The 5005-nt window shown below is 71.1% G+C and carries 5 protein-coding genes; all 5 read left to right on the top strand.

Features of this window, described 5'->3' with window-relative positions; all coding sequences use genetic code 11:
• Positions 1-49 precede the first annotated feature (49 nt).
• Entirely contained in the window at positions 50-1003 is a 954-nt protein-coding gene (locus ACWGI8_RS39385; protein WP_453668249.1) for an FAD binding domain-containing protein, read from the top strand.
• Positions 1000-1518 (top strand): (2Fe-2S)-binding protein, encoded by a 519-nt coding sequence (locus ACWGI8_RS39380; protein ID WP_453668248.1) that lies wholly within the window; start codon positions 1000-1002, stop codon positions 1516-1518. The genes ACWGI8_RS39385 and ACWGI8_RS39380 overlap by 4 nt, the downstream gene beginning before the upstream one ends.
• Positions 1515-3992, top strand: coding sequence for an aerobic carbon-monoxide dehydrogenase large subunit (gene cutA / locus ACWGI8_RS39375; protein WP_453668247.1), 2478 nt, complete (start codon positions 1515-1517; stop codon positions 3990-3992). Before ACWGI8_RS39380 ends, cutA begins: the two co-directional genes overlap by 4 nt.
• Complete coding sequence (locus ACWGI8_RS39370) at positions 3989-4636, top strand: SRPBCC family protein (protein WP_453668246.1); 648 nt, start codon at positions 3989-3991, stop codon at positions 4634-4636. Before cutA ends, ACWGI8_RS39370 begins: the two co-directional genes overlap by 4 nt.
• A 157-nt stretch (positions 4637-4793) precedes the next feature.
• Positions 4794-5005: nitrilase-related carbon-nitrogen hydrolase (locus ACWGI8_RS39365; RefSeq protein ID WP_453668245.1), on the top strand; the 212-nt coding region annotated here is incomplete at its 3' end.

Raw genomic sequence — 5005 nt, 5'->3', positions numbered from 1 at the left:
GTGAAGGACCACACCGGCACGGACCGGACCAGCGAGGAGAAGCAGCATCGTGAAGCCGCCGGCTTTCCAGTACCACGCCCCGAAAAGCCTTCCCGAGGCTCTGGACACCCTGAACCGCGTCGGCCACGACGGCAAGGTCCTCGCCGGCGGTCAGAGCCTCATCCCCATCCTCAACATGAGACTGGCCGCCCCGGACCACCTGGTCGACATCAACGGCCTGAGTGAACTCGCGTACGTACGCACGGAGACGGGCGGGGTCCGGGTGGGTGCGCTCGCCCGGCACGCGGAGGTCGAACGCGACACGGCCGTCCACGCCGCCGTGCCCCTGCTCCGCCAGGGCCTCCGGCTCGTGGCGCACCCGGTGATCCGCAACCGCGGGACGACGGTGGGCAGCCTCGCCCATGCGGACCCGTCCGGCGAGATGACGGCTGTTCTCTCCCTGACCGGCGGCTCGGTGGAGCTGGCCCGCCAGGGCGGCACCCGCACGGTCGGTGCACAGGACTTCTTCGTCGGCCCGCTGGAGTCGTGCGTCGAACCCGGCGAGATGGCGGTCTCGGCGTACTTCCCGCGGCTGCCGGAGCGTACCGGCACCGAGTTCGTGGAGGCGGCGCGCAGGCACGGGGACTACGCGATGTGCGGCGTGGCCGCGGCCGTCACCCTCGACGAGGACCTGCGGATCGTCCGGGCCCGTGCCGCCTATCTGTCGGTGTCACCGGTGCCCCTGCTGCTCGACCTCACCGAGGCCGTCTCCGGGGCCACCCCCGACACGGCGCACTGGGACGCGGCCGGGGACCTTGCCGCGCAGCAGATGGACCCGGAGCCGGACATCCACGCCACAGCCGCTTACCGGCGCCACCTCGCGAGGGTGCTGACGGCGCGGGCGGTCCGCGCAGCGGCCGTCCGGGCCGCGCAGCTCTCCTCGCTGCCCGCGGCCATCAACGAGATCAGCGATGAGATGAGCGACGAGATCAGCGACGACGAGCAGGAGCGCGGCGAGCGATGACCGAGCAGATACACGAGATCCGGCTGCGGGTGAACGGCGTTTTGCGCACCTCGGCGGTCCCCGCACGCCGACTGCTGTCCGACTGCCTGCGCCACGACCTGGGCCTGACCGGCACGCACGTCGGCTGCGAGCACGGGGTGTGCGGAGCCTGCACCGTCCTGGTCGGCGGCAGGCCGATGCGCTCCTGCCTGATGTTCGCGGTGAGCGCCCAGGGCAGTGACATCACGACCGTGGAGGGCCTTGCTGGTCCGGACGGGACCATGCACGCGGTGCAGCGCGCGTTCCGCGAATGCCATGGGCTGCAGTGCGGTTTCTGCACCCCGGGCTTCCTCACCGTGATCGCCGCATATCTGGAGGAGAACCCGGACCCGACGGAGGAGGAGGCCCGCGAAGCCATCTCCGGCAACCTGTGCCGGTGCACCGGATACCAGAACATCGTCAAGGCGGTGCTGCGCGCGGCCGAGATACTGCGCGAGGGTGCCTGCGAGGGTGCCTGCGAGGGGACGGCGCGATGACGGCCACACAGACCCGGCCGGTGACCACGACGGCGACCTCCCTGGTCGGTGCGGCGCGGCAGCGCACCGAGGATCTGCGCCTGGTCGTGGGCAAGGGCCGCTACCTGGACGATCTGGGCCAGGGGGCATACGAGGCGGCCTTCGTGCGCAGTCCGTACGCCCGGGCCCGCGTGCGGGGCATCGACATCGGTGACGCGTTCGAGGTGGACGGCCTGGTGGCCATCTACGCCTACGACGATCTACCCGGCAGGATCGCCGAGCCACTGCCCCTGCTGATACCCCATCCCGCACTGACCCACGGCCGCACCGCCTACCCGCTGGCGAAGGAGTTCGTGAACCATGTCGGCGAGGCCGTCGTCATGGTGGTCGCCCGCGACCGGTATGCGGCCGAGGACGTGTGCGAGCGCATCACCGTGGACTACGAGCCGCTGCCGCCGGTGGTCGGCATCGAGAACGCCTTCCGCGCCGAGCACCAGGTGCACCCGGACGTGCCCGGCAACGTCGCCGCCCATCTGGTCCAGGAGACCGGTGACGCCCGCGCGGCCGTCGCCGCCGCGCCCAACACGCTCGAACTGCGCCTCGACATCGAGCGCAGCGCCTGCGTGCCGATGGAGGGCCGCGGTGTCCTGGCGCGGTGGGACGAGGCCGACGGATCGCTGCGCGTGTACAGCTCCACGCAGACCTCCACCGGTGTGCGCGCCGCCGTGGCCGCCAAGCTGGAACTGCCGCTGGCGAAGGTCGAGTGCGTGACGCCGGACGTCGGCGGCGCCTTCGGCGTGAAGATCGTTCACCCCTGGCCCGAGGAGGTGCTGGTGCCATGGGCGGCCAGGATGCTGCGCCACGAGGTCAAGTGGACCGAGGACCGCCGTGAGCACTTCGTCTCCTCCGCGCACGAGCGCGGGCAGTTGCAGACGGTGCGCGTCGGGTTCGACGACCGGGGCCGCGTGCTGGGGCTGGACGTGGAGATCCTGCACGACAACGGCGCGTACACCCCGTACGGCATCATCGTACCGATCATCACGTCCACCCAGCTCCTCGGCCCGTACAAGCCGGGCGCGTACCGGGTGGAGTTCCGCAGCCTGTACACGAACACGGTCATCGTCACGCCCTACCGGGGCGCCGGCAGGCCGCAGGGCGTCTTCGCGATGGAACGGACCATGGACGCCATCGCCGACCACCTCGGCCTGGACCGGGCCCAGGTGCGTACGGAGAACTTCATCCAGCCCGAGGAAATGCCCTACGACCACGGGCTGTACTTCCAGGACGGACGCCCCCTCGTCTACGACTCGGGTGACTTCCCGGCGTCGCTGGACAAGCTGAAGAAGCTCGTGGGGTGGGACGACTTCGAGGCGTACCGGGCGCAGGCCCGCGCCGAGGGCCGCAGGGTCGGCATCGGCATCGGCTGCTATGTCGAGGGCACCGGCGTCGGCCCCTACGAGGGCGGCCACGTCCACGTGGAAACGAGCGGCCGGGTCAACGTCGCGACCGGCCTGACGAGCCAGGGGCAGGGCCACGAGACGGTGTTCGCCCAGATCGTCGCCGACGAGCTGGGCGTGCGCTTCGAGGACGTGCACGTGACGACGGGCGACACCCGCCGGTTCGGGTACGCGGTCGGCACGTTCGCCTCCCGGGCAGCGGTGATGAGCGGCAACGCGATCGCGCTGGCCGCCCGCAATGTGCGCGCCAAAGCGCTGCGCATCGCGGGGGACGCGCTCGGGGTTCCCCAGGCCGACCTGGAGATCGTGGACGGCATGGTCAGGGTGACCGGCGATCCGGGCACCGCGATGCCGCTGGGCGCCGTCGCGGTGCTGTCCAACCCGCTGCGATACGCCTTCGACGAGGCGTCCAGGGCCGCCACGCAGTTCGGCGGCTCCTGCGACCTCGGCAAGCCGCCGGTGGCCGAAGACGACGAGCCCGGCCTGGAGGGCCGCGACTACTACTCCCCGCCCCGGGCCACCTTCGCCAACGGCATGCACGCCGCGGTGGTGGAGACCGACCCGGAGACCGCCGAGATTCGCGTGCTGCGCTACTGCGTGGTGCACGACTGCGGGCACCTGCTCAACCCGATGATCGTCGAAGGGCAGGTGCACGGCGGAGTCGCGCAGGGCGTGGCCGGTGCTCTGTACGAGCGCATGGAGTACGACGACAACGGCCAGTTGCTCAACGCGTCTTTCATGGACTTCCTCATGCCGTACGCGAGCGAGGTCCCCAAGGTCGAGATCGACCACCTGGAGACGCCGTCCCCACTGAACCCCCTGGGCCTCAAGGGCGCCGGGGAGGCCGGGGTGATCCCCACGGCGGCCGTCATCGCCTCCGCGATCGAGGACGCCGAGGGCTTCGCGATCACGCGGATGCCCATCCAGCCGTCCGAACTGTTCCACCTGCGCCAACGCTTCGCCGCCGGGGAGATCCCGGCGCTGCGCCGCGGCGAGCACACGCACAGCGAGAGCGACAAGGAGCACTCCCAACCATGAAGGTCAGTGGAAACGCCACACTCAATGCGGCCATCGACAAGGTCTGGGACGCCCTCAACGACCCGGCCGTGCTCACCCGCACCATTCCTGGCTGCGAGAAGCTCGAGGAGACCGGCCCGGATGCCTACAGGATGACCGTGACCATGGGGGTCGCCTCGATCAAGGGCACCTACCTGGGCGATGTGCAGCTGACGGACCAGCAGAAGCCCGGTGCGTTCACGCTCAAGGCCTCCGGTGCCGGAGGGCCGGGCACCGTCAGCGCCGAGGCCAAGGTCACGCTCCAGGACCTCGGCGACGGACGCACCCTGCTGGAGTACGACGCGGACGCGGTCGTCGGCGGCATGATCGGCGGCGTCGGTCAGCGGGTGCTCACCGGCGTCGCGAAGAAGACCGCGGGTGAGTTCTTCAAGACCGTGGACAGGGTGCTCAACGACGAGGCGCCGCCTGCCGGGACCCCGGCCGCGGTGCCGGCTGTCGCGGGATCCGTACCGCAGGCCGCGGTTCCCGGTGTCTACACCCGGCCCACAGCGGCTTCGGCCGGCCCGTCCCGGGGCGGCGGGGACTTCGCCAAGGGCGCGGTGTTCGGCGCGGTCGTGGCCCTGCTCGCAGCGAGCGTCGGCGGCATCCTCGTCCGGTTCCTGTGACGGGCCCGGCGGATGCGCCGCAAGAACCGCACAAGGCGGAAGGCGCATGAGAGCGTTCACCGCGGCGGCGATCCAGGTCGCCCCGCGCCCGGGCCCGCTGACGCGGGCTGCCGTGAAGGACAACACGGCCCGCGCGGCCCACTGGGTGACGCGCTGAGTGGAGTCCACCGGGGCCGAACTGGTGGTGCTGCCCGAGAGCGTGACCACCGGTTTCACACCGGCCCTGACGGCCGAGGAACTGTGGGACCTCGTCGACGACGTGCCCGGCACGCTGTGCGAGCCGCTGCGCGAGAGGGCCCCTGAGCTCGGAGTGCACCTGGTGTGGGGCACCTATGAGCGCGGCGAGCACCGCGGAGTCGTCCACAACTC

The sequence above is a fragment of the Streptomyces sp. NPDC054841 genome (assembly GCF_053611045.1).
This window is presented reverse-complemented; position numbering and strand designations above follow the sequence as displayed.

Excerpts from the sequence above, each read along its gene's own strand:
- ACWGI8_RS39380 (WP_453668248.1), top strand. The coding sequence starts at position 1,000 with ATGACCGAGCAGATACACGAGATCCGGCTGCGGGTGAACGGCGTTTTG.
- ACWGI8_RS39370 (WP_453668246.1), top strand. The coding sequence starts at position 3,989 with ATGAAGGTCAGTGGAAACGCCACACTCAATGCGGCCATCGACAAGGTC.
- cutA (WP_453668247.1), top strand. The coding sequence starts at position 1,515 with ATGACGGCCACACAGACCCGGCCGGTGACCACGACGGCGACCTCCCTG.